17 protein-coding genes are annotated in these 16,575 nt (G+C 55.0%); 8 read left to right on the top strand and 9 right to left on the bottom strand.

Translation table 11 applies throughout. From position 1 onward, the window contains the following. Positions 1 to 119 precede the first annotated feature (119 nt). From ACFOFO_RS24150 to ACFOFO_RS24120, 7 genes are all read left to right on the top strand, one after another. The gene (locus ACFOFO_RS24150) at positions 120 to 1,106 is read left to right on the top strand and encodes a fumarylacetoacetate hydrolase family protein (RefSeq protein WP_390329002.1); all 987 of its coding nucleotides are present in this window, start codon (positions 120 to 122) and stop codon (positions 1,104 to 1,106) included. Between the two features lie 175 nt (positions 1,107 to 1,281). Continuing rightward, on the top strand, positions 1,282 to 1,950 hold the full coding sequence (locus ACFOFO_RS24145; protein ID WP_390329003.1) for a transporter substrate-binding domain-containing protein: 669 nt from the start codon (positions 1,282 to 1,284) through the stop codon (positions 1,948 to 1,950). Between the two features lie 102 nt (positions 1,951 to 2,052). Continuing rightward, positions 2,053 to 3,078, top strand: a complete 1,026-nt coding sequence (locus tag ACFOFO_RS24140) for an IS701 family transposase (protein WP_390333215.1) — start codon at positions 2,053 to 2,055, stop codon at positions 3,076 to 3,078. A gap of 241 nt (positions 3,079 to 3,319) precedes the next feature. Further along, positions 3,320 to 4,114, top strand: a complete 795-nt coding sequence (locus ACFOFO_RS24135; RefSeq protein WP_390333214.1) for an EAL domain-containing protein — start codon at positions 3,320 to 3,322, stop codon at positions 4,112 to 4,114. A gap of 524 nt (positions 4,115 to 4,638) precedes the next feature. Then, entirely contained in the window at positions 4,639 to 4,935 is a 297-nt protein-coding gene (locus tag ACFOFO_RS24130; protein ID WP_390329007.1) for a hypothetical protein, read from the top strand. 271 nt (positions 4,936 to 5,206) lie between these two features. After that, positions 5,207 to 6,034 carry a 2-oxo-tetronate isomerase gene (gene otnI, locus ACFOFO_RS24125; RefSeq protein ID WP_390329009.1) on the top strand — a complete coding sequence of 276 codons (828 nt, stop codon included), beginning with the start codon at positions 5,207 to 5,209 and terminating at the stop codon, positions 6,032 to 6,034. 88 nt (positions 6,035 to 6,122) lie between these two features. Then, the gene (locus ACFOFO_RS24120; RefSeq protein ID WP_390333213.1) at positions 6,123 to 6,362 is read left to right on the top strand and encodes a hypothetical protein; all 240 of its coding nucleotides are present in this window, start codon (positions 6,123 to 6,125) and stop codon (positions 6,360 to 6,362) included. Positions 6,363 to 6,404: 42 nt separating this feature from the next. Here ACFOFO_RS24120 and ACFOFO_RS24115 read toward each other — a convergent pair whose 3' ends face one another. Further along, complete coding sequence (locus tag ACFOFO_RS24115) at positions 6,405 to 7,631, bottom strand: alpha/beta hydrolase (RefSeq protein WP_390333212.1); 1,227 nt, start codon at positions 7,629 to 7,631, stop codon at positions 6,405 to 6,407. 490 nt (positions 7,632 to 8,121) lie between these two features. Between ACFOFO_RS24115 and ltrA the strand changes: the two genes are divergently transcribed. Beyond that, on the top strand, positions 8,122 to 9,462 hold the full coding sequence (ltrA, locus tag ACFOFO_RS24110) for a group II intron reverse transcriptase/maturase (RefSeq protein ID WP_390329016.1): 1,341 nt from the start codon (positions 8,122 to 8,124) through the stop codon (positions 9,460 to 9,462). A 92-nt stretch (positions 9,463 to 9,554) separates the two neighbouring features. Here ltrA and ACFOFO_RS24105 read toward each other — a convergent pair whose 3' ends face one another. The 8 genes from ACFOFO_RS24105 to ACFOFO_RS24070 all read right to left on the bottom strand — a co-directional run bounded on the left by ACFOFO_RS24105 (position 9,555) and on the right by ACFOFO_RS24070 (position 16,252). Then, positions 9,555 to 9,944, bottom strand: a complete 390-nt coding sequence (locus ACFOFO_RS24105) for a c-type cytochrome (protein WP_390329019.1) — start codon at positions 9,942 to 9,944, stop codon at positions 9,555 to 9,557. 8 nt (positions 9,945 to 9,952) lie between these two features. Beyond that, positions 9,953 to 11,914: a thiamine pyrophosphate-binding protein gene (locus ACFOFO_RS24100; RefSeq protein WP_390333211.1), complete on the bottom strand. Its 1,962-nt coding sequence runs from the start codon at positions 11,912 to 11,914 to the stop codon at positions 9,953 to 9,955. Positions 11,915 to 12,285: 371 nt separating this feature from the next. After that, complete coding sequence (locus ACFOFO_RS24095; protein WP_390333217.1) at positions 12,286 to 12,513, bottom strand: Clp protease/crotonase-like domain-containing protein; 228 nt, start codon at positions 12,511 to 12,513, stop codon at positions 12,286 to 12,288. Further along, on the bottom strand, positions 12,417 to 12,668 hold the full coding sequence (locus ACFOFO_RS24090) for an enoyl-CoA hydratase-related protein (RefSeq protein ID WP_390329022.1): 252 nt from the start codon (positions 12,666 to 12,668) through the stop codon (positions 12,417 to 12,419). The genes ACFOFO_RS24095 and ACFOFO_RS24090 overlap by 97 nt, the downstream gene beginning before the upstream one ends. Further along, positions 12,668 to 12,943: a Clp protease/crotonase-like domain-containing protein gene (locus tag ACFOFO_RS24085; protein ID WP_390329023.1), complete on the bottom strand. Its 276-nt coding sequence runs from the start codon at positions 12,941 to 12,943 to the stop codon at positions 12,668 to 12,670. The genes ACFOFO_RS24090 and ACFOFO_RS24085 overlap by 1 nt, the downstream gene beginning before the upstream one ends. A gap of 336 nt (positions 12,944 to 13,279) precedes the next feature. Continuing rightward, entirely contained in the window at positions 13,280 to 14,431 is a 1,152-nt protein-coding gene (locus ACFOFO_RS24080) for a porin (RefSeq protein ID WP_390333209.1), read from the bottom strand. Between the two features lie 172 nt (positions 14,432 to 14,603). Further along, positions 14,604 to 14,783, bottom strand: a complete 180-nt coding sequence (locus ACFOFO_RS24075; RefSeq protein WP_390329026.1) for a hypothetical protein — start codon at positions 14,781 to 14,783, stop codon at positions 14,604 to 14,606. Positions 14,784 to 14,833: 50 nt separating this feature from the next. Then, positions 14,834 to 16,252, bottom strand: a complete 1,419-nt coding sequence (locus tag ACFOFO_RS24070; RefSeq protein ID WP_390333208.1) for an MFS transporter — start codon at positions 16,250 to 16,252, stop codon at positions 14,834 to 14,836. Between the last annotated feature and the right edge of the window lie 323 nt (positions 16,253 to 16,575).

Below are 16,575 nucleotides of genomic sequence, written 5' to 3'. Positions count from 1 at the left end.
CGCTGGGGGTGGGTTCCACGCGCTTAGCCTTTAGATAACAGACAAAAAGGAGACAAGATATGAATCGACGTATCGTCAACTCTGCTGGCATCAAGCCCGAATAGAAAAGGAAAAAATTAATGAAACTGGCAACCTTTCTGAATGCCGATGGACAGCAGCGTATCGGCAGCGTAAACGTAGAGGATCAGACAATTCTGGATCTGCAATCCGCACACGAGCAGGAGAATGGGCAGTCCGCCAGTCCCTGGTTGAACTCGATGCTGGCCTTGATCGATGGCGGTGTTGCCGCGCTTGCGCTGGCTCGAAAAATCGACAAAGAATGCAGCGATCCTGGGCCACATCGGTTTCCTCTTGCTTCCGTGAAGCTTCTGGCGCCTGTCCCGAGGCCGCGCCAGATTCGCGATTTCAACAATGCGGAGGATCATTGGCGTGGCGCCTTCGGTGGCATTACCATTCTCGCAGCGCGAATGGCAGGGAAAGTGCCCCCATTGCGTAGCGAGCTCAAGGTCGACATTCCCGAAGTCAACTATACGCAGCCGATTTTCTACATCAGCAACCGATTTAACGTCGTGGGGATGGACGCGGAGGTCTCATGGCCGCGTTACTGCGAATGGTTCGACTTCGAAGCGGAGTACGGTATCTTCATCAGCAAGACCGGCAAAGACATCCCGGAAGAAGATGCGCATAGTTACATCTTCGGCTATACAGTATTCAATGACTTCTCAGCTCGAGATAAGCAGATGCGGGAAATGCAGGGACACATGGGGCCTACCAAAGGCAAGAGCTTTGACACAGGCAACACAATGGGCCCGTGGATTGTGACCGCCGACGAAATTCCCGACCCGAGAAAGTTGGCTGTCGAGATCCGCGTAAATGGCGAGGTCTGGAATCGCACCAGCACCGCATCGATGGTGCACAGCTTTGAGAAGATGCTCGCCTATGTGTCTGAAAGCGAGACCTTGCACGCGGGCGAATTCTTTGGCTCAGGGACGATGGCGGGCGGCTGCTGCTTAGAGCTAGACCGCTGGATCAAGGATGGTGATGTGGTTGAAATTGAGTTCGAGAAAATCGGGGTTTTGCGCAACCGCGTAGTACGCGGTAACTAGTGACGTCCCTTCGGGATCTCGCTGAGAATTACCGGCACGCCTCTACTGGTAGGTGCGTGCCCATTGCGTTTCCCTTTCAAAAACTATCCTGAGTGATGCTATGACCCTATTCGTATCTCCCGAACAAGCCCGGTCCCAACTTGCCCCGAGTGGGGTACTGAAGGTTGGCCTGAGCATGCTCAATATCCTGTTGGTCAAACCCAACACAGCACCTGGTGTGTACGAAGGCATCGCGCCCGACCTGGCTCGCGCGCTCGCCAGCGAATTGGACGTGAATCTTCAGTTCGTCCCCTATGCCAAGCCTGGCCCGCTAGCCGATGCCGCAGACCAGGGTGCGTGGGATGTCGCATTTCTTGCCGACGACCCTACGCGGGCGAAAACAATTGCCTTTTCTCCGGCGTACCTGGAGATCGTTGCGAGCTACCTGGTGCCTTCTGGATCGGCCTTACGACATATCGAAGATGTAGACAGTGCAGGAGTGCGCATCGCGATCGTGAAGAACAGCGCTTACTATCTCTATCTGCAGCGCAATCTCAGGAACGCCGAGTTGGTGGGTGCCAACTCGCCCGAGGAATGTTTTCGCTTCTTCGTCGATGAAGGGCTTGACGCCATGGCTGGCCTGAAGCCGCTACTGATCATAGACCAGGGCAAGTTACCTGAGAGTACCATTCTGCCGGGGGGCTTCACTCGCATTCAACAGGCCGTGGGGACAGCCCGTAACAATGAAGCTGGGGCTGCCTATCTTTTTGCGTTCGTGCAGCGGCTCAAGGAGAGCGGTTTCGTTCAGCAGGCCATTGACACGCACGCAGTCAAGGGGGTCAATGTGGCTGGCGGGTCAACGTAACCAATTCAGAAAATTCAGCATTAATAGGACTTACGCAAAAAGTTGTTAACTACGAAAATTATGTAAACCAAAAGTGAATTGAAAGCCGGTAAATTGTCGGGCATGACATCGAAACGCCCGACCCGCCTTGATTACTGCCAGTACCTATTGGTGAGCCAAATCAACTACACGATCACGAACTATGCGGACCATACCCGAAATGAGATGAGCCACGACGCAATCAATCGTTATCTACGAGATGACCGGCTGACCTCACGCCTGGTTTGGGAGAATGTGCGCACGCAGATTGCTCCTTCCTCCCATGGTTACGTCGTCTTTGATGACACCGTTTTGGACAAGAACTTTTCTCACAAAATTGAAATGGTACGGTTGCAATATAGCGGCAATGCGCACGGACTCATCAAAGGCATTGGCCTGGTCAACTGCGTGTACGTCAATCCTGAGACGGGGCAATATTGGGTGATTGATTACCGCATTTACGATCCTGAACGCGATGGCAAAACAAAGCTCGATCACGTTCAAGACATGCTCAACCAGATTGTCGATCACAAGCTCCTTCCATTTCATGCGGTCCTGATGGATACCTGGTACGCCACCATAGATTTGATGCTGTTCATCGATTCGCTGCAGAAGACCTACTGCTGTCCGCTCAAGGACAACCGTCAGGTCGATGATTCCGGCGGTCAAGCCCCTTATCAGCGGGTGGATTCACTGGCGTGGAACGATCATGATTTGGCGCATGGCAAAATCCTCAAGATCAAGGGCTTTCCGAAAACAACCAAGGTGAAGCTGTTCCGAGTCGCGGTGTCCACACACCGCACGGACTGGGTCGTGACCAACGACCTCACTCAGGATTCTTTGCATGCCACACAAGAGGTGTGTGGCATGCGCTGGATAATCGCGCAGTTTCACCGGGAAATCAAACAGATCACCGGCATCGAGCAGAACCAATGTCTAAAAGAACGAATCCAGCGCAACCATATTGCCTGCGCCATGCTGGTGTGGATCCGGCTCACCGACCTTGCCCGAAAAACCCAACAGACCGTCTATCGCATTAAACACCGACTTCTGGATGGTGATCTATGTCAGCAGCTCAACAACCCAACCGTCACCATGCGTTTTGCGTAAGTCCTATTTATCAATGAATCACACCACGCGGCCAACCAAAGAGCACATCAGGCAATGGCTAATGGATCGCCAACGTCATCCCAGGCCGCTGCCAACTATGGCGCAGGTCAAATCGGAACTGGGATGGCGCTCCAACAACTCGCGCGAGGCACATAGAGAAACAGTTGCAAAAACGAACTGTTTTGACGATCAAAGCACGTAGTGGGCCTTGCCATGACACGTCTGAAGGAAACTATGCAATATGGAATCTCACCAGAAGCACCAATGGACTAAAGACGATGTTAGGACGGCAATGCGCCGCAATGAATTTGTCCCCTTCTTCCAGCCAAAAATAGACCTTGCTACCGGAATTTCGTCGTGCGTGGAAATGCTGGCGCGCTGGGACCACCCTGAATTGGGGATTCTGCCGCCGAGCCAGTTTATCAAGCTGATAGAAAGCGCAGGATTAATTGACGAATTCACAGACAACCTGTTTCGGCAATCGTTAGTCAGCGCCGCTAACAACGCGATGACCGGAAAGGACATTGGTATTGCAATCAACTTCTCTTCGCTGACGTTACAAGATCCGCAGGCACCGCGCCGCATCTGTTCACTCTTAAATGAATATGGATTTCCTTTCGATCAGATCACGATTGAAGTCACGGAAAGCGCCACTCCCGAAAACTTTTCTTCGGTGATCAAGTCCCTTACTACCCTTCGTTCGCAAGGATTCAAGATTTCCATTGATGATTTTGGAACCGGATATTCGTCACTGAAACTGTTGAGCAAGATGCCATTTACCGAATTAAAGATTGATCGCATGTTTGTAGCGGGTATTTCTGAGAACAAGAAGCTCACCGGCATTCTTGAGTCCATCGTGCATCTGGCCGAAAAACTGAACCTGAACACTGTAGCCGAAGGCATTGAAACAAAAGCGCAGCTGGATTTCATTCGAAAGTTAGGTTGTAACGTTGGTCAAGGATTTTATCTGGGTTCTCCTGCGAGGGGCTTCGAAGTGATGAATGTAACGGAAGATGCTCGATTGGCCATGGCATAGTCAAATCTCTTTGTATGCACTACACCACCGTTCTGGTTTACATGACCTTCATTATTTCGAACATTTTAAGAGTGCCCTTGCAAAATGAATTTTTCAGAATTCGCCAACAGATGATGGCGCACCCGAATCGGAGAAACGCTTCATGAATCGGGGGCAATCGCTCATCGCGGATTCGCAATCGGCGGAACTGGTGCAGTCAGAAGATGGTGCGTTCCACCATCCATCGGGTCGTGCCCAGATGGCTGCCATAAACAGTTCGACGCCTGGTGATCCGGTGTCGAATGTCTCGACTTTGCAAGGCCTGCCAATGCTTGTCACTGTCGTGCCCGCGATCGGGCCACACACTGGGGTTGTGAATGGGCCGTCCGCGTTTGCCCGTGAATGGGCGATGTCATGCCCGACAATTTATCGGCTTTCAATTCGCTTTTGTTTTACATAATTTCCGTAGTTAACAACTTTTTTGCGTAAGTCCTAATTAACATGGCTACTAAGCATTTCCGTAGTATTTAAGGCAAGATCCTGCGTTGTTGAAAATGTACGGCTTTTCCCGCCTGAAGACACTGTTTTTAGCCGGCGAGCCTCTGGATGAACCTACCGCGCGCTGGGTCAGCGACGGCTTGGGTGTTCCCATCATCGGCAACTACTGGCAGGCCGAAAGCGGCTGGCCTATCTTCACGATCGTCAACGGGATTGAGAAAAAAGCCAGCAGATTCGGCCGCTCAGGAGTGCCCATATACGGCTTCGGCGTAAAGCTAATGCACGAGAAGATCGGATCTATCCAGGCCGGGCGCAATCGAAGAGAGCCTATCCAGCCATCATAACGTCGTTGAAGTAACGGTTGTCGGCGTGGCCGATCCTTTCGACTAAGAGGCCCTGCTATGATCCAGTGGATTTGGGCCAGGCGATATGGTTGGCGAGGTCTAGCATATGGCTGCATTGATTGCGCCCTTAGGAGAGTGTGGCGCGCTATATACAAATCGACGGCAAACCCGCTGAACTATGCAATCCTGAAAGCTCAAGCGCTTGACTGTACCTAGTCTTCTTTCAATCGGTCTATGTACCTTCAGCCCATTTTTTAGAAATATCCATCTTATGCCAAAGTTTGCCGCCAACCTATCCATGCTCTATCCGGATTTGGATTTTCTCGATCGCTTCGAGGCCGCCGCGCGCGATGGTTTCAAGGCCGTAGAGTTTCTCTTTCCTTATGCGTACAGGGCGCATGAACTCGCGGCCCGACTTAAGGCAAACGGCCTGCAGCAAGTACTGTTCAATGCCCCACCAGGTGATTGGGAGCAAGGCGATAGGGGCCTCGCTTGTCTGCCTGGAGCGGAAGTAAAATTCCGAGAAGGAATCACCAAATCGCTGGCCTATGCGCAGGCCTTAGCTTGCCCACGCATCCATGTGATGGCGGGCCTCGTGCCGGGTGGGCATGGGCGCGACACTGTCCGGCCCACCTACGTCTCTAACCTACGCTGGGCCGCGACTGAGGCCGCGAAGCAAGGCGTCAAACTGTTGATCGAGCCCATCAATACGCGTGACATGCCAGGCTACTTCCTGAGCCATCAAGCAGATGCGCATGAGCTGATCGCCGAGATAGGCGCGACGAATGTCGAAGTGCAGATGGACCTGTACCACTGCCAAATCGTTGAAGGTGACCTCGCCCAGAAAATCCGCCAGTACCTTCCTACGGGCCGGGTAGGTCACATCCAGATAGCCGGGGTGCCACAACGCCATGAGCCGGACAAAGGCGAAGTCAACTATGCGTACCTCTTTGATGTCATCGACGAGGTGGCAGGACAATGCGGCTGGACCGGCTGGATCGGCTGCGAGTATAGGCCGGCCCGAGGCTCGCAGCCCGGGGGAACCTCGGCTGGCCTTGGTTGGTTCTCACGCAGTTCATTTATATCGCCGGAACCATGAAATGGATACATTGATACCTTTCACAACAGCGCCTAGGCCCATAGTAGAAGAGAAATTGCATGCGAGAGGCGAAGCTCGACGAGGCTATGTGGATTTGTACGCGGCTCGTTCCTCAGTCACGCTTACGGTCCCCTTTACCACCTTGACAATGATGGGCACGCTGCAATTTCTGATGGGTGCGGTGGTCATCGCGCTGGTCGGCTTGTTTGTCGATGGCAGCGCGCGGCCGATGGTGGACGGCATCGCCGGCCGCGCGCTGATTGCCTTGCTGATTTCCTGGGCTACCCTGAAGGGGATGAAGCCGCACGGCGGCCGTTCACCCCATTAGTCATTGGTCGCTAGTTGCTAATGGTGGGTTGCCGGCCACCGCTCAATTGGTGGGAAAGGTCTGCCGCAGCCAGTTGGCCAGCACGGCGGCGATCTCCAGATTATTTTTCTCCAGCATCATCATGTGGCCGTTGCCGTGAATACCAAGATCCGCCAGTTTAATATAAGTGGTGTTCTCGACACCAGCCTGGCGTAAATAACGGACAGTGCAATAGTCGTAGGGCGCGTGATAAGAGGCCTCGCTCTGCACTAACAACACCGGAATCTTTTCGAGATTCACCAATTTACGGGCCGGTTCGGCCTGCTCCCAGCACAACGCCAGATCGGGGGTGCCCGCATGGTCCTTTCGGACAAAGGTCAATTGCTCGCCCGGTGCCAGCGGCGGATCGTAAGCGAGCTGCGGCGTGGTAAGCCCATAAGGCCTGGTCAACGGGCCATCCTCGAACCAGTCGGGGGCGCCTTGATTAACCAGTTCATGCGCCGGCGGGCCATTAGGCTCAATCGCAACGATGCCCTTGACCAGTTGCGGCCGTGCGTCGGCGATCAGCCAGCCAAAGGCGCTCGATTGCGAATGCGTCAACAAAATCGCTGGACCGATCCGGTCCAGCAGCGCGCTGCCGGCATCGCGATTAAGCTCCTGCTGCTTAGGAAAACTGGCCAGCGTTGGAAATTGCTGTCCCATCAATTGATCGAAGATCGGATCGCCTTCCACACCAGCACCTGGCCATTGTGTATGCAGTTTTGCCTGCGGCCAGCGATTGAAACGTTCCGGTGCGGTGAATTGGCGTTCTACCCACAGAGTTGGAGTGCGCAATGTCGGACCGACCGCGTCGGGATGATAAGGTGAACGGGCGCGCGCCGGCTGGTCCAGCACATACACCGCATAACCCTGCCGCAGGAAATAGTCGGCCCAGCCCTCACGCCCGTCCGGCGTGCCTTCATAATTCAGCCCGGACTGACCACCTCCGGAGAACAGGACCAGCGGATAGGAATGCGTATGATGAAGCGGAATCTGATATTTGACATACATCTGATCCGACATGAAGCGGCCGTCCTTGGTCTCGAAATAGTGGCCGCCTACAAAAAAATAGCCTTGCTTGGCCAGCGCGATGGCCGGGCCAGCCTCGGCATGCAAATGAGCGGTCGGCTGCGCGCCTAACGCCAGCCCCAGCGCCAGCGCTAGCGCACCCTTATGGCGTTTTCGGATATCGCTTCCGGCTGCTTCTTCGACTGCAGCATCAAAGCGTCCATTTTTTGGTAGAGATTTCATGCTTTTTCCTCGTTTTGTCGCGCGAGAGGAGCCACTACGGCCTGCCCATTGGGCAGCCGGTAGTATTTCCGACGTGTGTGCCGAGCATGGCACGTAACTATGTCGGTGCAAGTCCGGCAGCCAGGTATAAGCAGAGCCGAAGGCTAGGGAAACGGCAAGGGCGTTACCGCGAGGTAGGGTCTGAAGGAAGCCGAACCCAAAGCTGCGGGGCGATGAACAAAAACCGGATAGTAGGCGTGGTGCATCTGGGGCGAGCGGGCACGTAACCGCGAAGCCCTCCATCTGCGAAATTGGATGCACTTTGTAAATTCGGCGCTCGCGCAGTGAAAGTGACGTGTCTTACCTCGGGAGATCTTTCGGGTGCGCCGGCCGCAAGGCCAGCGCTGAATGTCGGGCAACCGACATTGACCGCCCAAGAGAAGTCAGCAGAAGGCATAGTAGGCACAAGGCACGTGCCGAAGGCCCGAACAATGAATGGCAAAGGGACGGCGTGAAGAGAGACGGAACTGCATCTGATAACCTGCGCAAGCGGGCTGTGGCAACGCCACAGGATGAATCCGTCACTGGAGAGCGCAGCACACCCGAGCCAATTCCACCTGAATCGTTGCTGGCACGCGTGTTAGAACGCGCCAACCTGCAACGCGCATTAAAACAAGTACGCCAGAACAAAGGCGCGCCGGGCGTCGACGGAATGACAGTTGATGCCCTTCCGGAATACCTGAAACACCACTGGCTGGCCCTGCGCGCCAAACTCGTTGCAGGCACCTATCGCCCGCAACCGGTGCGGCGGGTAGACATACCCAAACCAGACGGCAAGATGCGCCCGCTAGGCATCCCCACGGTGTTGGACCGATTCATCCAGCAAGCCATCGCGCAAGTCATGCAAGCGCAATGGGAACCGCACTTCCATCCACACAGCTACGGCTTTCGGCCGCAGCGCTCGGCCCATCAAGCCGTGCGCGAGCTGCAAGCGAACATTCGTCAAGGTTATGGCTGGGTGGTGGACACCGACATTGAAGCATTCTTCGATCGAGTCAATCATGATCGCTTGATGGCAAGGCTAAAACGCCATGTCAATGATCCGGATTTACTCCGTCTTATCAATCGCTACCTCAAAGCCGGTGTGCAGTTGAACGGCAAAACCGAGGTCACGACGATGGGCGTCCCACAAGGAGGTCCGCTGTCGCCGATATTGGCCAATGTCGTGCTGGACGAACTCGATTGGGAACTGGAAAAGCGCGGCCACCGCTTCGCCCGCTATGCCGACGACTGCAACATCATGGTCAAAAGCCAGCGAGCAGGAGAACGGGTAATGGCAAGCGTGACACGCTGGATCAGCGACCGACTGCGACTCACAGTCAATCCACTGAAAAGCGCGGTAGATCACCCACACAAACGCAAGTTTCTGGGCTTTACGGTCAGTCGAAAAGAGGCGAGATTAAAAGTGGCAGACAAAGCCATCGACAAACTCAAGCATCGTGTTCGAGAACTGACCCGTCGTACCAGAGGCCACCGTTTAGAACATATCGTCGCAGAGCTGAGAATAACCCTGCTTGGCTGGAAAGCGTATTTCGGCATCGCCGAAGTGCTGAGTCCTCTGCGCGAGATCGACAAATGGATACGACGCAAATTACGCTGTTATATCTGGAAGCAATGGGGACGAGCAGGCTATCGGGAACTGCGCAAACGCGGTGTCTCTGTGCGAGAAGCATGGAACACCAGCAAGTCAGCGCACGGCCCATGGCGGCTCTCGATGACCCCAGCGCTTGCACTGGCGCTGCCAGTGCGGTACTTTCGCAATTTAGGACTACCGACCTTAGCGGGACGATAGGAATATTCATTGAACCGCCGTGTACGTGATCCGTATGCACGGTGGTGTGGGAGGAGGGGCATCGTGAGGTGTCCCCCTATCCCGATTAAGGTTTATTTGCTGTTTTTCAACACCGGCTTGGGCAACAACGGGATACTATCTGGCGATTTCGGCGCGGGCTGTGCGCTGAGAAAAGCGTAAATATCGCGCAAGTCGGCGTCGCTCAGGATCTTCTCTGAAAACGGAGGCATATCGCCGGTCGGATTACGTACATAAATCGACACCGCCACATACGGCCACAGATTCACTCCGATGGCGGGGCCGACACCGCCCTGTCCCACCATACCGTGGCACTGATAACAGCCGTATTTATCGAACAGCACCTGACCGTGCTGCACCGGATCGGATTGCTTCGACGCCTCCGATTGCGCCAACACCGGCGACATCGCCGTCAACAAGCCCAGGGTCAGGAACAGCTTGCGGGGGTTTTTAAATAGATTCATGAGAAATCCTAACGAGGCTGAGTAACGACATCGACCAGAGCCGGCAGGCCGCTTTTGACCACTGCCAGCGCGCGCGCAATTGCTGGGCCCAGCAAGGCAGGATCGGTGATAGGCCCCTCAGCCCATACCCCCATGCTCTTGGCCATCGTCGCGTAATCGACGTATGGCTCTTCAACAAGGGTGCCGATGCGCCAACTGGTAGCATCGCGATCGCGCCGCGTTCCCATGCGTTGCAAATGCATAGTTTCCTGATGCCAGGCGCGGTTATTGTGCATGATCGTCAGCAGCGGAATCTTGTGATGCGCCAGTGTCCACAATACCGTCGGCACCATCAGCAACTCGCCGTCGGTCTGAATATTCACTGCCAGCCGGCCCTCGCTCTTGCAAGCAAGCGCCGCACCGGCAGCCGCCGGCAAAGCGTAACCGATACCGTAGCCGCCGGAGCCACCGATAAACTGTTTGAACTCGGTGAACTCCCACAGCAGTTGCGGCCAGTTACTTCCGAATTGCGAATCTGATACCAGCGACCATTTCGGCTCGTTCTTGATCTGATTCCAGATTTCCATGCATAGACGCGCGGTACTGATCGGACTGGCGTCCCAGCCTGCCGTGGCCCGCTTGCGTGCATCGTTATGCATTTCCAGCCATGCATCGCTCATCGGTTTTTTGCGAGCTACGATCGCCGAGCTGTTGCCGCCGGTAAGCTTCTTGATAGCGGCGATCAGTGATGGCAACGTGGTCTGCGCGTCGGCGCCGACTGTGATATCGGCGGCGTAATAACGTTCGACATCGCCGTAATTCGATTTTTGATACAGGTAATTGGCACTGATCGACAGCACCTTGGCATCGGGTTTGGCGACACGCGATCCGGGACGGCCCGGTATATCGGCGATTCTGTTGATCAGTCCCCAGAGATCGCCCACTTCTAGCGCCAGAATCACATCGGCGTTTTTGATCAACGCCCCACGGCGGGCCGACTGCTGAAGATAATGCGTGGTCGGGAAATTCATGCGCCCGTACAGATCGATCACCGGCGCATTCAGACTCTCTGCCAGTTTCACCAGCAAATCCATGCCTTCCTGATTGCGCGCGGCGCGGTCGACTGCGATCACCGGATGGGTCGCATCAACCAGAATCCGGGCGATGCGCGCGACTGTTTCGGAATCGCCTTCCGGCGGCGCCACCTGCACCAGCTTCGGAATCTTCAATGCCCGCCGGTTTTCTATCGGATTTTCCTGCAACTCGCCGTCGGCGACGATCAAGACCGGCGCCATCGGCGGCGTGGTTGCCAGCGCCCGCGCCCGCATGAAGGACTCGGCATAATTTTGCAGCGAGCCCGGTGCATCATCCCACTTGACCATATCGCGCACCATCGCGCCCATATCGACCGCGGTGTGAATCCATTCGACGCCGGGCCGGCGCTTGCTAGCGTCAACCGTATTGCCGACTATGACCATGACCGGCACCCGGTCGCACCACGCGTTATAAATCGCCATCGACGCGTGCTGCAAACCGACCACCGCGTGCACCATCGCGCCCATCGGCTTGCCGGCCATCTTGGCATAACCGTGCGCAATGCCCACCGCCGCCTCTTCATGGCAGCAGACAATCAGCTGCGGTGATTTGTTATCGCCGTAATTGACGATAGATTCCTGCAAGCCGCGTAATGAAGACGCGGTCATGATCGCCACGTATTCGAGATCGGCTTCGCGCATCACATCAACCATGAAATCCGAACCGGGGTTGGCGATATGCGCACCCAGTTCAGCCATCGGCTGACCGCCCGATCCCATGGTTTCTGCCGCGACCGTTTGCGAAGAAGGCCCATGCGCCGAAGCAGGTTTGGGGCCAATGGTTTGCGCCACGCTTTCGGTCGGCGCAACCAACGCGACCGAACCCGCTGCGGCACCGGCGCCGGCTACCAGCGCACCCTTCAAAAAGCCACGTCGGCCAGATTCCTTTTCTTGCATATTGTTCTCCGTGTGTTGTTTGGTTTGTTTGGTGATGCCGCCTACCGACCGGCACGCGACGGTTGGGACGAACTGGAACTTAGGTGCTGAAAGCAGAGGGATGCGCCGATAAAACGCCGATGGCGCGGGTGCCCGCGGTAAGGACGATTGAGCGATTTGAATCGCCCGAAATTTGAATATTTTTATGCAAAATTTGTCTCCATCGATGAACATTTTGCCTCTAATGTGCAAATTTATTCTTAGTTAATAAGTTTCCAAATCCCGAAAAAACGACTATGCCTATGGCTGTAGGTATTTGCCCGCCAATCCCGCCTTATGCCTGTCACCCGCTTTTGTCGATAGGACGGGCAGGTTTCAGCGTAGTACGCACATCAGGTAAAAACCGCCTGCCGCTTACCCCGGATCGAAGCCAGCCCCTCGCGCGCATCGGCACTTGAAAATCTCTGTATTTCAGCATGCAGCGAAACTTCAAATGCCGGCCATGCCATGCGCAGCCAATGATTCAGTGCCCGCTTGGTATGCATCTGCGCCGCCTGGCTACCCGCAGCGAGGCACGCAGCAATCGCCAGTGCTTCCTGCTGCAGCCGGTCGGCCTCCACACAACAGTTGACCAACTGGCTTTGCGAGCAGCGATGGAAATATCGGCCAGCAGCGCCACTGCGAGGCCAGCGCCAACCGCAGCACCGTTAATCGCAGAGACAATCGGCTTGTCGCAATCCAGCAAGCCCTGAACCAGCTCGCGCGCTTCATGCATCACCCGCGGCCGCGCCGCTTCGCTTCGCTGTCCAGCATGTCCTGCACCATCTCCAGGTCCCCGCCTGCACAAAATGCCTTGCCTTCACTACGTACCAGGATGGCGCGCACTTTTGGATGGACATTCAGCGTGCGCCAGATCGATGCCAGTGCGCCATGGCCGGCGGCGTCGGTCACCGGCATGCCGCTAGCGGACTGGAAAATTACATGGGCAACGCCCGTATCATCAAGCTCGATTCGGAAATTGTCGGTCGCGACCGTAATCAATGTACTCATCTGGCCGCTTTGGCAAGCCAGAATTGTTGTTGGAGAAGCAGACTGACGCGATAGCGCTCGCTACGGTAAACCAGGAACAGGTTGTCGATCAATGGCGTCACCAGATCCGCGTCTCATTAGCCGTAGCGACATGGCCATCCGGATTCCTCGCAGGGTAGCGCAAGCGTTTGTGAGGTTGAGTGGAGCGGAAAACGGCTTCCGTATTATCGAAGCGTAAGCGCAGCAGCAACTATTTTCAGTATTCGCATGACGACATCAACGGAGCGAGCGGGATCAAGTAGTGAACTGGGCGTGGGCTCAGGCCCATCCCTGCTTGCCCGCTCGGACCGGCGAAAATTAAAAGGCGTGGCGTATGCCGGTTGCAATAACGTTTTGGGCCGAATTGCTCGATGTGCCTGCCTGAAACATCTGCGCCAGTTGATTAGGACCACTAACCCGCTGATACCCATCGACGATGTATATATTTGTGCGTTTTGATAGGGAATAAGTAAATGTCAGGCCTAAGGTATTCCATCGCGAACTTTCCTGGCGAGACTGATATGCACCGGCGGTTATGGATATGGGGTCGCTCAGTTTATAAGTGCCACCGAGTTCAAGTGTTTTAAGTGCACTATTTACGCCTCTGAACTGCAGAACCACATCCGAAAATGTAGCAGTATAAGACATGTTTCCAACAGTGTAACGCCCGCCAAGGACATAGATATCCTGCTTGTCCACTGCGAAGGCGGTTGCGGTAGTGACCGGTGTATTGAAAAGCCGAGTTGTCCCAATGCCCAAGTTGGCACTTAGTGGCGAAAGTGTCACACCCCGAAGGCTCTCATAAGAGCCGACTATTACCAGTTCAGGCGTACGATATACGCTCTCTAGTCCGATTGCTCTACCTTGGTTAGTGGTCGCATTTGCGTTGCCGAACGAATAGAAGGAACGGAAAAGGAAGTTACCGAAATTCGGCGAGGAATATTTAACCATGCTCGCCAATTGGCTGCCACCGATGCGATCCAGATTACCCGGATGTAGAGTGAAAATCAGGCCATTTCCACATAGCGCTGTTACCGAACATTGATCAGGTGCAAATTCGTCGTTACGGCCAATCATTATTGTACCCAGCGTTCCGCTGCTTAAGCCGACCCAGGCGTTTTTGCTGAACATCGAGGTTCCTTGGCCGCCTACACCGGTGTCGACTGCCACGTGCTCAGCGAGCGAAAAAATTGCCTTATCGCCGTCGCCGAGGTCTTCCGCACCGCGAAAACCGATAAAGCTAGGATAGTCGAGTGAAGACTGGACTCTTGCTACAGAACCGCCCACACCTTTTACCGCACTATTATTGATATCCGCTACGCCAACACTTAGTACCCCGAACATCTCTACATTTGTTTGCGCAGATACCCCAACTGCAAAACTAGCGAGCAACGCTCCGGTAAATAATTTAAAAATGAATCGAGCGGCTATACCTCTCGATTTTAATATGCGTGCGATTGCCTTCGACATTGTGATCTCCTCTGTTTTTTTATGGTGCGTGGCTTGATGCCGCGCTAATTTTAATGCCAGGTTACTGGCTCTATTTCGTAAGCTCTATGGCGTGATATTTTTATCTTATATTTCGTATATGAATATGTAATCCTTTCGTGAAGCTGAAGCGGCTATTCTAGGCAGCGAATTTTCAGTGTTCGCGTCCCGCGTAGCGGGAGAACAGTCCGGCCATCCGGTTGCTTGCAAAGTGCTTGTTCCAGAGATCAATGAAGCTGTCGCTACAATCTAGCTTGGCCCGAATGTCGGCACGTCCTTTCCTCGCGTTGACCTGCTGTTTAAGTTCCATGCGCTCGCTGTCAGTAAGTTTCATCACGTCCTCCATGGACATGGGTATACTTCTTTTTTAACAGTTACAGTCCACTACTTGTGATGTTCAGCGATTACGGCGGCCGTATCGAGTGCGTGCTGGGTCTGTACGCGCGTAAGCGCGTGCTGTACGCGCGGCAGCGCGTAGCGCCCGATCGCAAAGACACACGCCGCGGCGGCTATCGAACTCAATCCGACAAAGACGAACAATGTGGAAATCTCGGTGCCGGCGGCGAGCAGCGTGCCCCCAAGAACAGGACCCACAATGGCGCCGACGCGGCCCACGCCGAGGCTCCAGCCCAAGCCAGTCGCACGCACCGATGTGTGGTAGAAGCTGGCGCAAAGCCCCGTGGTGCACATCTGCGAACCAAGGCTCAGTGCGCCGGCGACGAAGGTCAACGCGCACAGCGCCGGACCGGACGTGCCCACCTGGCCGATCGAGGCAATGGCAACGGCGCCGAGCGCGAAGGCGGAGGCGATTGGCTTCGCGGGTCCAAAGCGATCGGCAAGCCGGCCGACGATCAGACATCCGAACACGGAGCCAAGATTCAACGTGACCGCAGCGGTGACTGCAGTCTGTATCGAAAGACCGCTCTGACGCGCGAAGACCGGAATCCAGCTGGCCAGAAAGTAGGTCATCAGAAGGCCCATAAAATACGTCGCCCACAACAGGAACGTGCCGACGGCCTTACCATCGTTGAACAGTCGGACCACCGATGCGCTCGCCTCTGGCGCGGTCGTCGAAAGACTGCCGTTCCACGCATCAGCGCAATTCATGCGGCGAAGAATGCGTTCGATGGCTGCGCGGTTCTTTCTCAATGCGAAGAAGCGCACCGATTCCGGTGCGAAGGCCACGAAAAACGGCAGCAGCAAAAGCGGAAGGACGCCGCCAGCGATAAAGACGCTGGGCCACCCAAATGCAGGGATCAGCTTTGCGGATGCGATGCCGCCGAGCACTGCGCCCATCGGGAATCCACAGAACATCACCGCCACCAGAGTGGTGCGTAGCCGCTTTGGCGCGTACTCGGCGGTCAAAGCAACGAAAAGTGGCACCCCGCCCCCCAGACCCAGGCCGGTTGCAAAGCGAATTGCGCTCAGCTGGAATATCGAATCGGCCAACGGCGTGATCAGCGAACCCACCGCCAACAAGACGATGGCCAGCAATAGAGTTGGCCTTCTTCCAAACCTATCGCCGGCCATGCCGAACAAGATTGCGCCCACCAAGCCTCCAAAAAGGCCTGCGCCAAATACCATTCCAAATGCGTGCGGTGGGATGTGCCAACTGGCTGCGATTTCCGGGGCGACGAACGCAATCGACTGCGTGTCGAAGCCATCGAACATGGCCACCAGTGTGCACAGCACGATGATCGTGACCTGAAATCGACTCACCGGATTTGCGTCGATGACGGCTTCGAGATTTAGCTTTTCGGTAGGTTTCATGATTGCTTTCTGCTGCGCGAGCATGGTTTGCATGCTGGGACAGCATGCAAACCAGTGAGTCGAATTTTTTTAACGAGGCTCTCTGCCGCTTCCGGGTTCTGGAAAGGGTTAATGTAGACCTTCCATTCGCGCTGCGCCAGCAACCGTGCAGTCGCCGCTTCTATCCCGCGACTGTTGTCCGTGATGAGGACACTCTTGGCAGTTACGTTAAGTAACCACGCGCCTCTTCTTCCCTGATGACTTTGCAGGTCTTGCTGATGAAGATACCGTATTCCACTTTGAAGTCGAATCATTATATTTTTGTCTCCTTTTTGTCTGTTATCTAAAGGCTAAGCGCGTGGAACCCACCCCCAGCG

It is taken from the genome of Pseudundibacterium arcticum, from assembly GCF_042646465.1.
Taxonomy (GTDB): domain Bacteria; phylum Pseudomonadota; class Gammaproteobacteria; order Burkholderiales; family Burkholderiaceae_D; genus Undibacterium_A; species Undibacterium_A arcticum.
This window is presented reverse-complemented; position numbering and strand designations above follow the sequence as displayed.

Excerpts from the sequence above, each read along its gene's own strand:
- ACFOFO_RS24080 (WP_390333209.1), bottom strand. The coding sequence starts at position 14,431 with ATGTCGAAGGCAATCGCACGCATATTAAAATCGAGAGGTATAGCCGCT.
- ACFOFO_RS24135 (WP_390333214.1), top strand. The coding sequence starts at position 3,320 with ATGGAATCTCACCAGAAGCACCAATGGACTAAAGACGATGTTAGGACG.
- ACFOFO_RS24100 (WP_390333211.1), bottom strand. The coding sequence starts at position 11,914 with ATGCAAGAAAAGGAATCTGGCCGACGTGGCTTTTTGAAGGGTGCGCTG.
- ACFOFO_RS24150 (WP_390329002.1), top strand. The coding sequence starts at position 120 with ATGAAACTGGCAACCTTTCTGAATGCCGATGGACAGCAGCGTATCGGC.
- ACFOFO_RS24145 (WP_390329003.1), top strand. The coding sequence starts at position 1,282 with ATGCTCAATATCCTGTTGGTCAAACCCAACACAGCACCTGGTGTGTAC.
- ACFOFO_RS24140 (WP_390333215.1), top strand. The coding sequence starts at position 2,053 with ATGACATCGAAACGCCCGACCCGCCTTGATTACTGCCAGTACCTATTG.
- ACFOFO_RS24115 (WP_390333212.1), bottom strand. The coding sequence starts at position 7,631 with ATGAAATCTCTACCAAAAAATGGACGCTTTGATGCTGCAGTCGAAGAA.
- ACFOFO_RS24070 (WP_390333208.1), bottom strand. The coding sequence starts at position 16,252 with ATGCAAACCATGCTCGCGCAGCAGAAAGCAATCATGAAACCTACCGAA.
- ACFOFO_RS24090 (WP_390329022.1), bottom strand. The coding sequence starts at position 12,668 with ATGCATGAAGCGCGCGAGCTGGTTCAGGGCTTGCTGGATTGCGACAAG.
- ACFOFO_RS24085 (WP_390329023.1), bottom strand. The coding sequence starts at position 12,943 with ATGAGTACATTGATTACGGTCGCGACCGACAATTTCCGAATCGAGCTT.
- ACFOFO_RS24075 (WP_390329026.1), bottom strand. The coding sequence starts at position 14,783 with ATGAAACTTACTGACAGCGAGCGCATGGAACTTAAACAGCAGGTCAAC.
- ACFOFO_RS24105 (WP_390329019.1), bottom strand. The coding sequence starts at position 9,944 with ATGAATCTATTTAAAAACCCCCGCAAGCTGTTCCTGACCCTGGGCTTG.
- otnI (WP_390329009.1), top strand. The coding sequence starts at position 5,207 with ATGCCAAAGTTTGCCGCCAACCTATCCATGCTCTATCCGGATTTGGAT.